Below are 17,306 nucleotides of genomic sequence, written 5' to 3' on the forward strand. Positions count from 1 at the left end.
GACATGAAAAAATATATAAATAAATATCCTCGAACTTTCGGAGCTAAAATAATATTGGCTTGTCTCTTGCTGGTATCCTGTGAGGACTATCTCGACAAGGCACCGGAAGCCGACATCACCGAACAAGTAGCCTATGGTAACTTCATAAGTTTCCAGGGTTTTATTGAAGAGATGTACAACTGCATCATGGACCCCAACAAAGGGGGAGCTTGGAACAAGTACCTCTTTGCCGACGAAACCCTAAACAACTATCCTTATGCCTTCGACAATGGGAATTATTGGGGTAATGAAGCCTATTTTTATGGTCAAAATGTAAATACCACCGACAATAACTCCCGTACAAAGCGGATATGGGAATATGCCTGGTATGCGATCCGCAAGTCCAATTTGGCCCTAGAAAAACTCGAGGAAGAGGGCTTATTTCAAGGGACAGAAGAAGAAAAAGCTTTACTGAAGGGGCAAGCGCATTTCTTTAGAGGCTGGTTCTATTTCGAAATTTGCCGCTACTGGGGAGGTATGCCCTATATTACACGAGCCCTTAGCCCTACAGAAGAGCTCACGACCGAGGAATTTCGCCGGTTGAACTTCCAGGAGACGGCCCTATTGATGGCCGCCGACTTCCGTAAGGCTGCAGATTTACTACCTACCCACTGGGACAATACCCCCTCTGGCCAGGCGACCTTAGGGCATAACGACGACCGTATCAACAAATTCCATGCATTAGGATATTTAGGAAAATCGCTCCTGTATGCAGGGAGCCCTATGATCAACGAAGAAGCCAAGGGAAGCAATTCTTTTGATGCGGCACTTTGCCAGCAGGCAGCCGAAGCTTTTGGAGAACTCTTAACCTTATCGGAACAAACAGGCACCTATAAGCTACAATCCTGGGAATCTTGGACCGACAACTTTTGGCGGTGGAACTACGAAAGACCCGGCGGAACGGAAGTCATCATGCGGCCCACTATTTTTGACAGGGGCAGAGTAAGATGGTCCACCATGGGCGCCACCATGCCTTCATCTTTCTCTATGAACAGCGGATCGAACGCCGAAGTACCCGCCCATAGTTTTACCAAAAACTATGGAATGGCCAATGGCCTCCCTATCGACGACCCCATGTCGGGCTATGACCCTAACGACCCTTGGACCGGACGGGAACCTCGCTTTTATAAAGACATCGTCGTGGACGGAGACCGTATACATAGTGCCGCGGGGTCCGATCGATTCGCCCAGCTTTATAATGGCGGCTTCCATAGGTCGCAGATCAACCCTCCTAGCGTAACAGGCTATTACTATAAGCGATACACGCCCATGGGAGAAGACTTTTCGTCCTCAAAAGCCAATGGTCTGCAGGCCTATATTCCTTACCTGCGCCTGGCCGACATTTATTTGATGTATGCCGAAGCAGTGAACTTTGCAAGCAACGGTGGTCCTAATAGCACCTCTGGCAACTTCAGTCTTACGGCGGTAGAAGCAGTTAACAAAATCAGAAACCGGGCCAATTTGCCCGATTTGGACGAAAAGTTCACAGGATCTAAAGACGAACTTTTCGAAGCCATCGTAAGGGAAAGAGCCGTAGAGCTCGCCTTTGAAGGGGCCCGTTTCTGTGACCTCCGCAGGTGGAATCGGAATGGCGACCCACGCTACCTCGATAAAACTGCTATCGACTTCAACAGAGGGCCCGATGGCAAGCCTATCAACATAGTCGAACGTGTGGTAGTGCGAAGAACCGTGGAAAAAAAGCATAACTGGCTACCTATCCAAATTGGCTTCACGCGACTTTACGAAGGTTTCCCACAAAACCCTGGCTGGTAATAGCCTACTCCATCATTAAAAAATATCTTATGAAAAATATATTCATTTTGTTATCCTGTTTAGGATACTTCCTGACGGCTGTGCCGACGGCCTGGGCACAGTCCGATAGCACATCCCAGCAAGCCCTTACGCTATTTCAACCCAATAAGAAGGCGCAAGTCGCCTTTAGGACCGAATCCGTCGGCAACCTTACTGGTGCCGTTACCACGCTTGATCCTAAATCTATCAACGAGTACGACTATAATGTATGGGCGAGCTCAGCCATTGCCGGCCGTACGCTGGGCATGTTGGGCGGAAGCAGCATCCGAGGGGTTGGAATTGGAATCGACGTTGGCGATCTCACAGGCAGTGGGTTATTCTCTGGAAATGCCCTTTTCGTAGTCGATGGGCTTCCTAGAGACATCGAAGGCTTGCGTTTTTCAGAAATCGAGTCCATTTCCATACTGAAAGACATTAACGCCTCTATACTTTACGGTAGTGCGGCCGTCAACGGGGTCGTTCTGATTACCACCAAAAGAGGTAAAGTCAATAAACCCACCAGCGAAATAACAATTAATTATGGTTTATCGACGCCCCGGGAGTTGCCTCGGTATATGAATTCGGCCGACTACATGACCACCTTCAATCAGGCCCGTGAAAATGACGGTCTGGCTCCTCAGTATACTGACGCTACCATCGAAAACTATAGATCGGGAAACCCATATCGCTTTCCTAGCACCGATTATTATGCTGACGAATTCCTAAAACCCTTTAAAACTTACCATGATGTGTCGGCCGCCTTTTCGGGGGGCGACGAAAACGCTCGCTTCTATTCCAACATTGGTTGGAATTCGAGCGGCGGCATCATGGATTTCGGGGAAGGTAAAAACGAACGCAACGACGTCATTAATATCAGAGGAAACGTCGACCTTAAGGTTACCAATCGAATAAAAACGGCCATAGATGCAGTAGCACTCTTTGGCAGTGACCAAGGTCCTAGAGGTAATTACTGGTGGCAAGCCAGCACCATTCGACCCCATGAGTACACCCCATTATTACCCTTCGATTTGATAGACTCTGAAAACAGTCTGTTACAGGGTAGAAAAAACGATGTGAATGGGCAGTATTTATTGGGTGGAAACAACTCCTACTTAACCAACCCTTTTGGCGATGGATATGCCGCGGGTTCGGTACAGGACATTTACCGTAAGTTTACCTTTAACAATCGCATCGACTTCGACCTGTCTGACGTGACTCCGGGCCTATCTGCCCATAGTAATATCAGCTTCGATTTCTTTACGGCTTATAATCAAACGATAGCCAACGAATACTCGGTGTATGAACCGGTATGGTCGGATACGGACGACAAAATCGTGGAATTGAAGCAGCATGGCCGCGACACTAGGCCTGGGACCCAAGTAGTGGGTAACTCTCGCTTTCGGAGACGTGTCGGCTTTTACGGTCAGCTAAAATACGACCGTACCTTCCGAGACGACCACCGGTTTACGGCCAACCTCCTCGCATTTGGAAGTAGCTACAAGGAAAACGGAGACTTTCAGGGGGTAAAAAATGCGCATATAGGACTTCAAATGGCCTATCTATTCCGCAACAAATATAGCCTGGACTTTAGCAGCAACCTGGCCAACTCTGTGAAGCTCCCTGAAAACAACCGTACCGGTTTCTCACCATCCATAGGTTTATCTTGGGCCTTACATGAGGAATCGTTCTTGTCGTCGGTCAAGGCCATCGACTACCTAAAACTTAGGGTATCCGCTGGTATTCTTAAAACCGACCTCCCCATCGGTGGATTCTTCTATTATGACAATCGGTATGGTGGATCGGGCTCCTATAACTGGTACGAGGGTACACGTAACCGTAGTGGTGTGGCTTCCAGCTGGAGTGCCAACAGTAGCCTGGGCTTCGCCCGACGCAACGAGCTTAACCTAGGGCTCGACGGACTGTTCTTTAACAAAACGATAGGCATACAAGGTAATGTGTTTTATAACCTTTACGACCGCCTAGTCACAAGACCTGGCTCTCAGTATCCTGGCTATTATAGCGACTTTATTGCCTATCAAAATTTCGAATCGGACCGTTATGTAGGTGCAGAATTGGGCTTGAACTTTAACAAGCAATGGGGTGACTGGAATGTGTTCCTAGGTACCAACTTGCTATATATTACCTCCAAGAGGGTTCAAGTGGATGAAATATATGACAATGAGTATCAAAATAGATCAGGACAACCTCGCGATGCAACCTTTGGCCTAGAAGCCTTGGGATTGTTTAAGGACCAGGCCGACATCGACAATAGCCCCATACAGTCGTTTGGAACCGTACAGCCTGGCGATATAAAATACAAGGACCAGAACAACGATGGTATTATCAACACCAACGATGAGGTATACCTCCGCCGCTGGCAAGCACCATTTTCTGCCGGTCTACAGGTCAGAGTTTCCTACAAAAACTGGAGCTTATATCTGCTAGGAGAAGGCCAGAACGGGGCCAAAAACTTTAGGGAATCCAGTTATTTCTGGATCGACGGGAATGATAAATACAGCGAATCGGTGAGCAACAGCTGGACCCCAGCCACCCACGAGACCGCCACTTATCCCCGCCTCAGCACCCAAACTAGCAGCAACAACCTGCGTAGATCTAGCTATTGGCTCTATAAGAACGACTATTTCCAGTTACGTAAGGCACAGATTAATTACTCCTTACCATCGGCCGTGTGTCAGACCTTACGTATGCGCCAACTTAACCTATTTGCCAACACCAGCGATCTGTTTCAAATTTCTAAAAACAGGAAAATCAGAGATCTACGGGTAGGTAGCGAGCCATCCTATCGTAGTTTCTCCCTTGGAGTCCGTGCCAATTTTTAATTTGACCTTATTATGAAATATATCAATATAGTTATCCTCATGATGTTTCTGGCCTTGGGCGCTCCATCCTGCACCATGCTGGAGCCCGAAGCCGACAACCATAATACCCTCGACCGGGTATACGACGACCCTTCTTTTGCCGAAGGCTTGCTCATAAAGGCCTATACGTATATCCCTACCAACGACTATTCCTTCGATGAAGTCGCTACCGACGATGCCGTCACCAACGACCGCCTCAGTAGCTATTTGCGCATCGCAACTGGAGAATGGTCGCCGAGACTTAATCCTCAAAGTGAATGGGACAATTGCAACAAAGGAATATTGTACCTGAACCAATTCTTGACGGTAGTGGACCAGGTACCCTGGAAATGGACCAACCCTCAGGTCAAAGAACTCTACATACGTCGTTTCAAAGGGGAGTCCTACGCACTCCGCGCACTTTTCAAATACTTTTTGCTGCGTAGTCATGGTGGTATTGGCCCCAATGGCGACCTATTAGGCACCCCCATTTATGATTCCTTTCTGGAAAGCCAGGAAGACTTTGCTACCCCAAGGCCTACATTTGCCGAATCGGTAGCGAGTATCTATGCAGACATTACCGAGGCCCAGAAATACCTCCCCCTCGATTTTGGCAATATCGGAACCCTTCCCGAGGGCTTCGAAGCGAGTATCGACATCGCCGATTATAATGAGGTCTTTGGCGACTTTGCCCAGCAACGTATGAGCGGTAGGTATACATTGGCCATCAAGGCCCGTACCGCCCTATTGGCTGCCAGCCCGGCTTTCAACCCCGCAGGTAACACCCAACTGTGGCAACAAGCCGCCGACTTCACCGCTGTGTTACTCAACGACCTAGGAGGTTTGGATCGGCTCGACCCCAATGGCCATTTGTTTTACCTGAAGCAGCAAGTCGATCAAGCCGACATTACCACTGGCGACAAAAAAGATTTGCAAGAAATATTATGGCGCCGTCCTATTTACAATAACAGCAGTAGGGAAAGCACCAACTTCCCTCCCACTTTATATGGAAATGGGCGAGTGAACCCTACCCAAAACCTGGTAGACGCCTTCCCTGCCGCCAATGGCTTCCCCATCACCGACCCTATGTCGGAATACGACCCTGCCAAGCCCTACGCCAACCGCGATCCACGGCTCTCTCATTATATCGTTTATAATGGTAGTAAGCTTAAAAATACGGTCATTGACACGGGCACCGACGGAGGCCCCAACTCCCTGGAGGCCATCCCTACTTCTACCCGTACGGGCTATTACCTAAAGAAACTCTTGAGGGAAGACGTAAACGTAAACCCCTCTTCTCCTTCGAGTCAAAAACACTTTAATACCCATATTCGGTTTACGGAGCTGTTTTTGAACTATGCCGAAGCCGCCAATGAAGCTTGGGGCCCCGATGGACAAGGTGCTCACAATTTTAGTGCTCGCCAGGTAATCGCCGAAATCAGGAAAAGAGCCGGTATTGAGCAGCCCGACCAATACTTAGCCAATACCGCCAGTCAAGAGGGAATGCGGAGCTTGATCAGAAATGAGCGCCGCCTTGAGCTCTGTTTCGAGGGCTTCCGCTTTTGGGACCTACGCCGTTGGAAAGAAAACCTGTCGGAACCAGCCCGTGGGGTTCGGATTAATGCGGATGGCTATACCTATTTTACAGTAGAGAACCGGGTGTACGACAATGCATATATGCATTATGGCCCAATTCCAGAACGAGAGATCATCAAATTTGGCCTTCAACAAAATCAAGGATGGCAGTAACTCCTAACTAGACCTAAAAAACAATGAAACATATCTCATTATTCCTTTTACTTTGCTTGGGCTTTTTAGCTTGCAAAAACGGTGACATTGTTCACCCCGATTTCGATTATACCGCTGGATATTTCCCTTACCAATATCCGGTGAGGACCCTTATCTTGGGTGACGACATCTATGACAACAGCAACGATAATGCCCACAAATTCATTATTTCGGCCGCCATTGGAGGAGTTTATAAAAACGATAGAGACCGAAAATTTGAAATCGTCGTAGATGAATCCCTGTGCCAAGGCGCCCTGTTCGATTCTAACGGGGACACCATCCGGGCGCTCCCTCAGCAGTACTATACGCTTTCCCCAGACAACTCCTTAGTGATCCCTAAAGACAAATACAATGGAGGAGTAGAGGTACAACTTACCGAGGCATTTTTTAACGACCCTAATGCATTTAAATTGAGCTACGTCGTACCCGTTCGGATGGTTGGGTCTACCGATGTCGACTCTATCATAAGTGGAAAAAGTGAGTTGGCTAGTCCTGACCGTCGTAAGCCTGAAAACTGGGTAGTAGCCCCCAAAGATTTCACGCTGTTCGCCATTAAATACATCAATGAGTATCATGGCAACTATTTCTTTGAAGGAGAAAGTACCGTACTAGACTCTACTGGTGCCCTTATAGAAACAAAAACCTATAAGCAAAGCAATATGGTGCAAAATGGGGTAACCCTACTTACCACATCGGGGCGGCATCAAGTAGCCTATAATACCTCGTTCCAGTCGTCCGAAATCAGTGGAGACCTGCCGCTATTACTGGATTTTGACAACGGAAAGTGTACCGTTTCCTCCGCCGATGACCAATATACTGTAACAGGCACTGGAACCTTTAATAAAGGAACCTATGAATGGGGTAATAAATCCAGAAATGGGATAGAGATTGAGTATACCATTACGGTCGATAATAAAACCTATAGCGCCAAAGAACTACTGGTGGCTAGGGATAGAGCCGTAGTCATGGAATTATTTAATCCTGTGATTCTGTAATATAATGATGCCTTATTCCGTGCCATTTTAAAAATCAAATGAAGTATGGAGGACCTTATAAGAAATGCACCAAACTGGGGTCTTCAAAATGCGGAATAACCTGATATGGATATACTCATCCACCATTCAAGTTCCAAAATCTATCATTTAACTTACCAAATTAAAAGAACCTCTATTGAGCCAAGTTTACTCAATAGAGGTTCTATCAGCTAAAATACCTTTCGAAATTAATTCGTAGGGTCGGCCGGTGTATTAAAGTTATTATTCCTTTCCGTTAGTGGATATGGATAATAATCACGACTTCGCTCAGAGGTGGGTCGGCCAAATCTCCGGCTATCTTCAATACGTAGCCCAGAAAGGAACAATTCTATACATCGTTGTCGATAAATCTCTAAGAGAATCGCTTCTTGGGTAACCGTTCCAGAATAGGTAGGCAAGTTTGCCCCCAGTCCCCAAACGTCAGTTGTCTTGGTAAGAACCTTGTTTAATTCACTGATAGATTCAGTTGTTTTCCCCATTCTCGCTAGACATTCGGCCTTTATTAAGAGGATCTCCCCAGGTAAGAAAACGGGAATAGATGAACTATTAGCAGTAAAAAAACTAGCTAATCCCAGATTTTTCCCCGAAGTAAAGTTATAATAAAAGGATAAACGCCCATCCCCGGCTACTGGAGTCAAAGCCGTAGGTAACCCAAAGTTGCTCATTGGTTCACAGACATTTCGATTACTAAAACTCGTTTCATACAATGGGTTTCTAGAAATATTGTCAAAAAGGAAGGCCGATTTTACAGATAGATCTACCAGCTCAGCTGCATCGTAAGCCTTTTGATATTCTCCTAACATAAGATAATACCTCGCCTTTAAGGCCAGCAGAGAGGGTTGAATAGCCACCCCACCAACTATACTGGTGGCATTGGTATTGGCGGCAGTAAGACCCGCTTCAATGCTAACCAAGGCTTCCTTAAGGACCTCCATGCGGTCCGAAAAAATAGCCTGTTCTCCTACTTGAATAGGACTTTGCTCCCAGAAAGTGGCAAGAGTCCCCAAGGCTAAGGCTCTGTAAAAATGCGTGTTCGACAGGATTTTGGCCTGAATAGATGGATCCTTGGCTGCCGCAATATTTGAGATAATGATATCCGAATTGGCCTTAACAATCTGGCATTTATTCCATAAATTAGTTACCAAAGCATTATTACCCTGAACCGCCGATGTCCCCGTTTGCATGTTAGCTTCATCGGTGTTTCCTATGTTAAGATTTATCAACTCCTTGGTGGTAAGCCCACTAGCGGAGATATAGTTATACATTCCCCCAGCCCTTGAAATGGTAAACTGCTGTTGTAAGCCGTTGACCATCGCCAAAAGTCCATTTTGATCATTTATAACCTGTTGTTCACTAGCCGTACTAGGGTTCAAGTATTCTTGATTGCAGGAGGCCAGTCCCACAGTAATGGCCAATCCTATAGTATATACAAATTGTTTTCTCATAGCCTTCAGTGCTTTTAGGTTATATTAAAAGGAAAGGGTCAACTGTAATTGATAACTTCTGGGAATGGGAACATTCCCAAAATCTACCCCTCGCATCAAATCGCTATTCCCACCAGCATTCGTCTCCGGGTCATAGCCTCTATATTTATCCCAGGAGTATAGGTTACGTCCAATTAAAGATAAATTGGCAGAGTTGATTCCTTTTATTTTTGGCAATTGATAAGTAAGGGCTATTTCCCGTAATTTAATGTAGGAACCATCATCGATACGCCATTCTTCAATCAAATAATTGGCAAAGGTATACCCTCGCTTAAGTTCTCCTTTTAGTTCTGCTTCAGCAACTTCTCCAATTCCAACCCCCTGACGTGTCCGAAAATCGGCATTAAAAACATCGACCCCTTGAACCGCATCCAAAAGAAACCGGAAACCTAAACGCTTATAATTCAGCTGACTCGAGAAAGATCCTGTCCAATCGGGATTCGGGTTCCCAATAATCCCGTTCACAAATCCCCCGGTAGGCTGCCCTTCAGCGGTTCGCATGGCCGTGTAATCCGCCCCATTTTGCGTGCCTTGTTCTCTCTGTGGAAACCCTTGGCTATTCAGAATTTGGTCTCCATTCTCATTGCGAGCATAGGGCACTCCATAAAATAAAGATGCTGCTTGGCCTTCTATCAAGGAAATTGGTGCCCCTGCCACGTTATTGACCGTTACCATAGGCGTACCCAAAGACAATATTTTGTTTCGGTTACGGTTAAACATCACAGAAAAATCCCATGTAAAATCTTTGCTCTGAATAGGTGTTACATTCACTCCGATTTCAACGCCATGATTAGACATTTCGCCTGTATTGTTAACAATACTAGTCCCTCCCGTAGAGGCTGCAATCACTTTATTAACGACCAAATCAGTAATATTTTGCTTATAGGCGCTAAAAGTCAGGCTTATTTTATCTTTCAAAAACGAAGCATCCATTCCAAACTCCTGTTCCTTCATCCTTTCCGGACGTACCGATGGATTAGCTAACTGGGCGCTAGGAACAATGGTGTTTAACCCTAAATAGCTAATAGGATTAAACTGCCAAAAACGATCGTAAGAGCCGATGCCAGTCAGATTACCAGCTTGTCCAAGGGAAGCCCTCAACTTAAATGTGTTAACTACCTGGCTCAAACCCGAACCTTGCCATGCAGCCAAGTCAGAAAGTACCAAACTACCGGAAATCTTCGGATACACCTGGTTGGTTTCCGATGAAGAGAATTTAGAACTTCGATCCCGCCGTACCGCTCCTGTAAGAAATGCTAAATTTTTATACCCTAATGTCGCTTGTACAAACTGCCCACTCAAATTATACTGATCCAAACCGTATCCTGCCTGGATTGTCGACCCCCCATTGAGGGTCTCTATAAACGGAGAGAGGGTCTCACCACTTCCTCTTAGCAAATTGGCCGAACTATACTGATAACTGGCCCCGGCCAATAGGTTCATTTTCAACACTTCGTTCCATTGCCTTTCATAACCAATATTAAGGTCTGCATTGAAGAAATTGGCGGTATTGGTAACGGTTGACGCAAAACCATAAGGATAGCGTTCCAAAGGTAAGCCCGATACAGCTTGGTAAGGATAGGGAGGTATGAAATTCTTTCCTACTTGCGAATAGGCATCCATCCCCAAAATAGCGTCAATAGTAAACCCTTTCGCTGGCGTTAGGTTTAGTTGCAAATCGTTAATCGTCCTATTAACTGCCGCAGTAAATTTCATATCTTCAACGGTTGTCAGCGGGTTAACGCGAGTCGGCTCTACGGCCATTAAGTCTCCATTAGCATCTCTTTGTGTAATATCCCATATATTATTGGTTATATTTATGCTATTAATTGGACTATAAAATACATTACCATTTGCTTTTTCATTGGAGAAACTGTTGGTGTAGCTCACTCCAGCCGACACTTTCATCCATTCGGTAATACGTTGATCGACTCGAGCGCGCAAACCATATCGCTGAAAATCTGTCCCTACTACAATACCTTGATTCTTAGCATAGTTAACGGAAAGTAAATATTGCGTTTTGTCGGTTCCACCACTTACCGAAAGGCTGTTTGTTGTTCCGGCCCCAGTCCTAAAAATCTGATCCTGATAGTCATAACGAGTAACATCTACTAAATTCGATGCTAAATAGGTATTAGCCTCTCCATTCCGATTGACTCCAATGGTTGTGGCACCATTGGCAGCTGCCGTTGCATCGGAAACATTGAATATAGTATGCAAACGCAAGCCCGCATACCCAAACTGTTTCCCATAAGTTGTAATTGGCACTTTCTTCCTCAGCTCATTAACGGATATATTGGTTGTAAACTGAATGCGGGGCACTCCAGACTTCCCACGCTTAGTGGTTATAATAACTACCCCATTGGCCGCACGGGAACCATATTGAGCAGCTGCTGCGGCTCCATTTACTACATTAATACTCTCTATATCCGCCGGGTTAATGTCTGCAAGCCTATTGGTTCCAGCTTGGGCAGTGGTTCCTATTTGATTTTGCACGGCTGTTTGAGATACATTGACAGTATTATTACTAACAATGACCCCGTCAATCACATAAAGAGGGTCAGAACTTCCTTGAATCGATTTGACCCCCCGTAAACGAATAGATATCCCACCGGCTGGATCTCCCGAATTTTGAGTGATTTGTGCCCCTGGTATTTTCCCTTGAAGAGACGAAAGCAAATTACTGGAACCTGACTTTTCCAAGGCCTCTGATTTAATGGAACTAATAGCATTCCCCAATTGTCTTCTAGACTCTTTAACAGTAGACCCCGTAACTACCACCTCGTCCAAATTCATAATGTCGCTTCTCAGCTTAACATCAATTTCCAACTCGGTTTTCGACGAAAGTTCAAGATACTCCTTTACAGAGGTGTAACCCATGGAAGCAAAGCTTAATACGTATTTGCCCTGAGCCAAATTTAAATTTAAGGTATAATTGCCCTCGATATCTGAAATAGTCCCAGAACCGGTTCCTTCTATTTGGACAGTTGCACCTGGCACCCCACCATTGTCATCAGATATCTGCCCCTTTATCACATAAGTACTCTTTTGTGCTAAGACAGTCTCTGTGCTCAGCAGCAGTAACCCTAAGGCCCCGAATAGAAGATAAGGCCGTAACCATTGATACGTTAGTCGTTTGATCATAGATTAAAGTAATAAAAGTGAGTTTAAAGAAACAGATTAATCATAAAACTGCATAATCATGCATCAAAAGTGCATACTTATGCGTAAAATTACAATTCTAAACCCCTCTATTTTTAAAATATAATTCCGCATCCTAACACTAAGACAAAATTATATTATAGATAATCCCCTTACATTAAAATAACTGTATATGTTAAAAAAAGAAAGGCAAGAATATATCATCAAACAGATAAACCTGCACAATAAAGTACTCTCTACCGATCTTTCTGAACGTTTAGGCGTATCTGAAGACACCATACGTCGAGACTTAAAGGCCTTATCGAAAAGTGGGAAAATATTGAAAGTACATGGGGGGGCACTATCGAAAACACTTTATTCTGATACCAGAGAAGACGAGATTTATGCCTATACCGAGAAAGTACGCATCGCCAATAAAACGCTAAATTTACTTCAAAATGGCATGTATATCCTGATCGGAGGAGGCACTACCATTCGAGAATTTCTCAAAATATTACCCAAAGACCTTCATCTTACCTTTATAACGGTTAGCCTAACGGCAGCTACCGAGTTATTGAACTATACCAATTATGAAATTATATTTCTAGGCGGTAAAATTTCTAGAAGTACCCGTTTCTGTGCAGGAGGCGAAACCATCCGGCAACTCGCAGACGTCCGTGCCGATCTCTGTATTCTGGGCACTAACGCAATAGACCTAGATGGGGGATTAAGCGATTCGGACTATGAAGCTGTTCAAGTGAAGAAAGCCATGATTAATGCTTCCAGTAAGGTGGCCATTCTGACCATATCGGAAAAACTCGGCTCCAGGGAAAGGTTTCGTATTAAAAATACCGCCGAAATCGACTACCTTATCACAGAGCTCCATCCAAACGATCCCTTAATGACAGAATATGCGCTCAATATAAAACGTATTATATAATGGCTGGTCTTAATCCCCAAAAAAAGACGAGATTTTACACATTAATCCCATGGAAACCATTCCGCACGTACATTTCAAAAATGATCAAGAACCCATAGGATTCGAGGCTATAGACTTACAAGAACTACTCAAACAGCCTCAACGCCCCTTGGATCACAATCCCTTTGCTGCGCATCGAATTCATTTTTTTGCAGTGCTTTTTATAAGTAAAGGAACTGCCACGCACCGTTTAGATTTCAACGAATACACCCTTCAAAGTGGGCAGTGCCTCATAATTGCCAAGGATCAGATCCATGCTTTCGACCCCAGTATGGAGTATGAAGGGACACTTTTGATATTTACAGACACCTTTTTATTCCGGTATCTTGCTCCAGCAGTACTTGGTAAAATAACCTGGCTTTTCAATTACCATTCTCATACTTCCCAGTACGACACTTTCCCTCACTTCTCCCCACTATTGGAGATGGTCCATGATATTCAAAACCGCGGTACCATCAAAAACCCCTCTCCTATATTAGCCTCCTTATTATCGGTCATGCTTCTTGAATTTGAAGCGCACACTCCCACCTCACATAATGACCCATTACTGAATACGGAGGAAATCAAGATATTCGAAATGTTTAGGACAGAGGTAGTCACCCACTACCGTCACAACAGAAACGCCAACTATTTTGCCCAAAAGCTAGGAATATCTTACAAGCATTTAAATGAAATATGTAAGACATTTACCCAAACTACCGCCAAATCCTTTATTGATCAATATATCATCTTAGAAGCTAAAAGACACCTCAACACATCAGCCCTCTCTATCAAAGAGATAACCTATTTATGTGGCTTCGACGAACCCACCAATTTCCAAAAATATTTTAAAAAAATGACGAATGAGACCCCTAGAAAGTTTCGGTCCAGAAACAGATATATCATAGATTTACCATAAACTTCACCACATTCACCTTTATAGCCCAAGGCCGAGCGGGTACCTTTGTCCTATCAAGTTAAAACTTTATAGACATGTATCAATTGAAAACAAAATTTTTGGCCTTGGCACTCCTTATGGTAGGTACCGCCTTGGTTTCCTGTAATGACGATGACGACGCCCCCCAATTAAATCAAATTCAAAAGACACAAGCCGTTCTGGAGGCCTTTGAATCGGGGAACAAGGAGGCGTTAGACTATATTAGCGACACCAAGTATATTCAACACAATCTTACATTTCCTGACGGGAAAGGAGTTCTAGCTGGTTTCTTTACGGGCGAGCCGACAGGCATTAAATTTGAAAACTTCAGAATTCTTGAGGCTGACAATATCGTGATTGCGCACAGCCGTTATGGTGGAGTATGGAATAACGGAACCCCTCAAATAGGATTGGATGTTTTCCGGTTCGAAAACGGGGCTATCGTAGAGCATTGGGACAACTTGCAGGACGAGAGCGACCCAGTTACCGACGTAGTCAATGGCAACACCCAGGTGAATGGACCTACTCAAATAGGAGACGGAGATGCCATTGCCAATAAGACCCTGATCACCAACATGGTAAATGATATCCTTATTTCCGGAAAATGGAGTATCAGGGACACTTACTTTAGCGGTTCATACATTCAGCATAGCGTGGGCATGCCTAACGGTACCGACTGGATGGCTAGCTTCCCTGAAGGCACTCCGTTTTACAAGAGCCTAAAGGCCATATATACCAGTGGCAATTTCGCTTTTGTAAGGGCCGAAGGATATCCTGACGCCACTACTGGTCTTTCCACCGCATTTTTCGACCTGTTCCGAATAGAAGATGGTAAAATAGTAGAACACTGGGACACTCAACAGGTAATCCCCGACGCTAGCACTTGGGCCAATACCAACGGGAAGTGGTAAGTACCTTTTCTAATTAAACTCAACAAAGCATTATGTCAGACGTACGCAAATGCCCCACCTGCTCAGGAAAGGCAAAATATTCAGAAAAAAACGGTGAGATTACTTACTCAGCAATAGAGGACGAGGAGGCATTCAAGAAAATTGTGCAACTAAAAAAAGCGCTTGCCAACTTCACTGAAAAGATAAAAACATTGGAAGCAGAGGTAGAGACGCTCCGTCAGGGGCAATCCGCCTAGAGGAGTACCATCTTTTTCACCGTAGCAGAAACATTTCTGGTGGGCATCCATACCCACCAGGAATATTTAGGAAATGACAGGGGGATAATCGGCGCTTTACTCTACACCTTGGTAATGGCGAGTTCATGAAGCACCGCCATAGTATGGGCAGCTCCCGCTTCTTCCCCACAACGAGGCTCTAGGTATTAATACAACAGGAAGGGTTAGGGTTTGTAATAAAACCCAGCTGGATCGGGGTACCGAAACTGAAATGAATACTTTGCCATCACCTTCTCGCTCGAAATAACTTTAAAAGGTTCAGGCGCTAGAGGCTCTAAAAAAGTAGGTGCTTCCCATCCAAACTCCCTGCACGTTTTTTCATAGACCTCTCCCCGATTAGTATGAATAGGCGCTACCCCATTAAAAGTCTCGTTGCTGACTCCATTCATAAGCATTTTCACGATCAGGCTCACGGCGTCGTCGCGATGGATGTAGTTGACGGGGGTATGATAGGTGGTAAGTCCCTTTTTACCTTTCACATACTTACCCGGAATACGGTCATAACCCAAGAGGCCACCGAGTCGCAAGACCCCTACTGAGCGAGTAGACCGCAACTGTTGCAGGCTATTTTCCACTTCAACCAGCTCCGGACTGGCCGACTCTGCTGGGTCCGTAACATCCGACTCCACCAACACGCTGTTTAGGTCGGGATAAACGCTCGTAGAACTTATATAGAGCACTTCTTTAATGGGCGACTGTTCTATTTGGGCGATCACCGCCTGCATTTGTTGCTGATGAAACCCTGCAGCCCTCCGTCGAAAACCAGGCGGAATGGCAATAATGAGCATGTCGGCTTCGAAAAAACGTTGCAGGTCTTTACCCGCTCCAGCGAGTTCAGGCTGCAAGTCTATCAAATAACCGATTATACCTTTTGACGCAAAAACCCCCAGCTTATTAGGGTTTGTTGTACTCCCCTTCACCGTATATAAAATATCAGGAGCCTTTAATCGTTCAGCAAGAGGCATACCCAACCAGCCGCATCCTAAAATGCTCACCGTTTTTTTTCCTAATTTTGAATCCTGCACCGACATTTGGATGACCTATTGACTATGAATAAAATACTCTTTCTTTTTCTTTTACTGGCATGGGCCAGTTGCGATGTACAACGCCAGGATGATCCTAAAAATGCCCAGGCCCTACCCCTTGTTTACGAAAATCTGGACAAGGAATTACTGGCTGCCACATCCGCTAAAGATGTAGAAATTATTTTGAATAAACACCCTAGGATGGGCCACTATTACTTCAGTGACTTTGAGGGAACAACGGCAGAACTTGCCCAGCAGCTGTTCCAAATTATTGACAACCCCGACTTTCAGCGTTTTTCTAATCAAATTGACTCCCTTGTTGGAAACCGGGAAACAGCCATTATCAACCCCCTTCAGCAAGCTTTTGGGAATATAAAGTCGCAGTTTCCTAGCTTTCAAGCCCCCAAGATAGCCTTCATCCAGACGGGCTTCCTTGGTAACGACTTGTATGTATCGGACTCACTTATAGTAGTCGGGCTCGACTATTTCGGTGGCCCCCAGGCCGCATTTCGCCCTCAAGTGTTCGACTACCAGCTTCGCCGCTACCAAAGTTCCAATATCGTTCCAGCCATCATTTATTATATTTCTGAACGTTACAACCGGCAGGACCCTCAAGACCAAACCCTGCTAGCCGACATGATCGGAATCGGTAAAAGCTTTGAGTTTGTAAAACAAGTCCTTCCCGAATACCCCGATAGCCTAATTATCGGCTATTCCGAAGATAATCTTCGTAGGGCCTACAATAGTCAAGGAGACATTTGGGCCTATATTATTGGCCGCAAACTGTTGTATGAAACCAATATTGCCACCAAAGATAAATACCTGGGAGAAAGACCCTTCGTAGTAGAAATGGGCCCCGATATACCTGGAGGAATTGGCCGATGGATAGGCTGGCGGATTGTCAACAAATATGTATCTGAACATCCAGAGGTAACGCTCCCGGAGTTAATGAATATGGATAAGGCAGGCAATTTATTGCAGGAAGCGCGATATAAAGGGGAAAAGGACGAAGAGGAGTAAGTTTTTTAAGTACTTTTGTCTGTATATTAATCCATGTACAACTGT

Annotated in this window: 12 protein-coding genes; 9 read left to right on the forward strand and 3 right to left on the reverse strand. The window is 45.1% G+C overall.

Annotation, left to right across the window (positions count from 1 at the left end; translation table 11 throughout):
* The first annotated feature begins 3 nt into the window (after nucleotides 1-3).
* Genes CLV98_RS16010 through CLV98_RS16025 form a run of 4 tightly spaced genes read left to right on the forward strand, consistent with a single transcriptional unit; the run spans nucleotide 4 to nucleotide 7,471 of the window.
* Nucleotides 4-1,812 carry a RagB/SusD family nutrient uptake outer membrane protein gene (locus CLV98_RS16010; protein ID WP_109675740.1) on the forward strand — a complete coding sequence of 603 codons (1,809 nt, stop codon included), beginning with the start codon at nucleotides 4-6 and terminating at the stop codon, nucleotides 1,810-1,812.
* 29 nt (nucleotides 1,813-1,841) lie between these two features.
* Nucleotides 1,842-4,670: a SusC/RagA family TonB-linked outer membrane protein gene (locus tag CLV98_RS16015; protein ID WP_109675742.1), complete on the forward strand. Its 2,829-nt coding sequence runs from the start codon at nucleotides 1,842-1,844 to the stop codon at nucleotides 4,668-4,670.
* Nucleotides 4,671-4,682: 12 nt separating this feature from the next.
* Complete coding sequence (locus tag CLV98_RS16020; protein WP_109675744.1) at nucleotides 4,683-6,437, forward strand: RagB/SusD family nutrient uptake outer membrane protein; 1,755 nt, start codon at nucleotides 4,683-4,685, stop codon at nucleotides 6,435-6,437.
* A 23-nt stretch (nucleotides 6,438-6,460) separates the two neighbouring features.
* Entirely contained in the window at nucleotides 6,461-7,471 is a 1,011-nt protein-coding gene (locus CLV98_RS16025; protein WP_109675746.1) for a DUF5627 domain-containing protein, read from the forward strand.
* Nucleotides 7,472-7,698: 227 nt separating this feature from the next.
* On the opposite strand, the gene CLV98_RS16030 is transcribed toward CLV98_RS16025, so the two are convergent.
* Both CLV98_RS16030 and CLV98_RS16035 read right to left on the reverse strand, forming a co-directional pair.
* Nucleotides 7,699-8,955 (reverse strand): RagB/SusD family nutrient uptake outer membrane protein, encoded by a 1,257-nt coding sequence (locus tag CLV98_RS16030; protein ID WP_109675748.1) that lies wholly within the window; start codon nucleotides 8,953-8,955, stop codon nucleotides 7,699-7,701.
* A gap of 24 nt (nucleotides 8,956-8,979) precedes the next feature.
* Complete coding sequence (locus CLV98_RS16035) at nucleotides 8,980-12,138, reverse strand: SusC/RagA family TonB-linked outer membrane protein (protein ID WP_109675751.1); 3,159 nt, start codon at nucleotides 12,136-12,138, stop codon at nucleotides 8,980-8,982.
* Between the two features lie 190 nt (nucleotides 12,139-12,328).
* On the opposite strand from CLV98_RS16035, the gene CLV98_RS16040 reads away from it, so the two are divergent.
* From CLV98_RS16040 to CLV98_RS16055, 4 genes are all read left to right on the forward strand, one after another.
* Nucleotides 12,329-13,075, forward strand: a complete 747-nt coding sequence (locus CLV98_RS16040) for a DeoR/GlpR family DNA-binding transcription regulator (RefSeq protein ID WP_109675753.1) — start codon at nucleotides 12,329-12,331, stop codon at nucleotides 13,073-13,075.
* 49 nt (nucleotides 13,076-13,124) lie between these two features.
* Nucleotides 13,125-14,012, forward strand: coding sequence for an AraC family transcriptional regulator (locus CLV98_RS16045; protein ID WP_109675755.1), 888 nt, complete (start codon nucleotides 13,125-13,127; stop codon nucleotides 14,010-14,012).
* A gap of 74 nt (nucleotides 14,013-14,086) precedes the next feature.
* On the forward strand, nucleotides 14,087-14,941 hold the full coding sequence (locus tag CLV98_RS16050) for a nuclear transport factor 2 family protein (RefSeq protein WP_109675757.1): 855 nt from the start codon (nucleotides 14,087-14,089) through the stop codon (nucleotides 14,939-14,941).
* A 32-nt stretch (nucleotides 14,942-14,973) separates the two neighbouring features.
* Nucleotides 14,974-15,177 (forward strand): hypothetical protein, encoded by a 204-nt coding sequence (locus CLV98_RS16055; RefSeq protein WP_109675759.1) that lies wholly within the window; start codon nucleotides 14,974-14,976, stop codon nucleotides 15,175-15,177.
* A gap of 203 nt (nucleotides 15,178-15,380) precedes the next feature.
* On the opposite strand, the gene CLV98_RS16060 is transcribed toward CLV98_RS16055, so the two are convergent.
* A complete protein-coding gene (locus tag CLV98_RS16060; RefSeq protein WP_229203415.1) occupies nucleotides 15,381-16,211 on the reverse strand; it encodes a Rossmann-fold NAD(P)-binding domain-containing protein in 831 nt (276 codons plus the stop codon).
* A 54-nt stretch (nucleotides 16,212-16,265) separates the two neighbouring features.
* Here CLV98_RS16060 and CLV98_RS16065 point away from each other — a divergent pair, with 54 nt between their 5' ends.
* The gene (locus tag CLV98_RS16065) at nucleotides 16,266-17,261 is read left to right on the forward strand and encodes a gliding motility protein GldB-related protein (RefSeq protein ID WP_109675763.1); all 996 of its coding nucleotides are present in this window, start codon (nucleotides 16,266-16,268) and stop codon (nucleotides 17,259-17,261) included.
* Nucleotides 17,262-17,306 lie beyond the last annotated feature (45 nt).

The organism is Dyadobacter jejuensis (genome assembly GCF_003149085.1).
Classification (GTDB): Bacteria; Bacteroidota; Bacteroidia; order Cytophagales; family Spirosomataceae; genus Dyadobacter; species Dyadobacter jejuensis.

What these genes read in the sequence shown, in the direction of transcription:
- CLV98_RS16010 (WP_109675740.1), top strand. Translation starts at nt 4, where the DNA reads ATGAAAAAATATATAAATAAATATCCTCGAACTTTCGGAGCTAAAATA.
- CLV98_RS16015 (WP_109675742.1), top strand. Translation starts at nt 1,842, where the DNA reads ATGAAAAATATATTCATTTTGTTATCCTGTTTAGGATACTTCCTGACG.
- CLV98_RS16020 (WP_109675744.1), top strand. Translation starts at nt 4,683, where the DNA reads ATGAAATATATCAATATAGTTATCCTCATGATGTTTCTGGCCTTGGGC.
- CLV98_RS16025 (WP_109675746.1), top strand. Translation starts at nt 6,461, where the DNA reads ATGAAACATATCTCATTATTCCTTTTACTTTGCTTGGGCTTTTTAGCT.
- CLV98_RS16030 (WP_109675748.1), bottom strand. Translation starts at nt 8,955, where the DNA reads ATGAGAAAACAATTTGTATATACTATAGGATTGGCCATTACTGTGGGA.
- CLV98_RS16035 (WP_109675751.1), bottom strand. Translation starts at nt 12,138, where the DNA reads ATGATCAAACGACTAACGTATCAATGGTTACGGCCTTATCTTCTATTC.
- CLV98_RS16040 (WP_109675753.1), top strand. Translation starts at nt 12,329, where the DNA reads ATGTTAAAAAAAGAAAGGCAAGAATATATCATCAAACAGATAAACCTG.
- CLV98_RS16045 (WP_109675755.1), top strand. Translation starts at nt 13,125, where the DNA reads ATGGAAACCATTCCGCACGTACATTTCAAAAATGATCAAGAACCCATA.
- CLV98_RS16050 (WP_109675757.1), top strand. Translation starts at nt 14,087, where the DNA reads ATGTATCAATTGAAAACAAAATTTTTGGCCTTGGCACTCCTTATGGTA.
- CLV98_RS16055 (WP_109675759.1), top strand. Translation starts at nt 14,974, where the DNA reads ATGTCAGACGTACGCAAATGCCCCACCTGCTCAGGAAAGGCAAAATAT.
- CLV98_RS16065 (WP_109675763.1), top strand. Translation starts at nt 16,266, where the DNA reads ATGAATAAAATACTCTTTCTTTTTCTTTTACTGGCATGGGCCAGTTGC.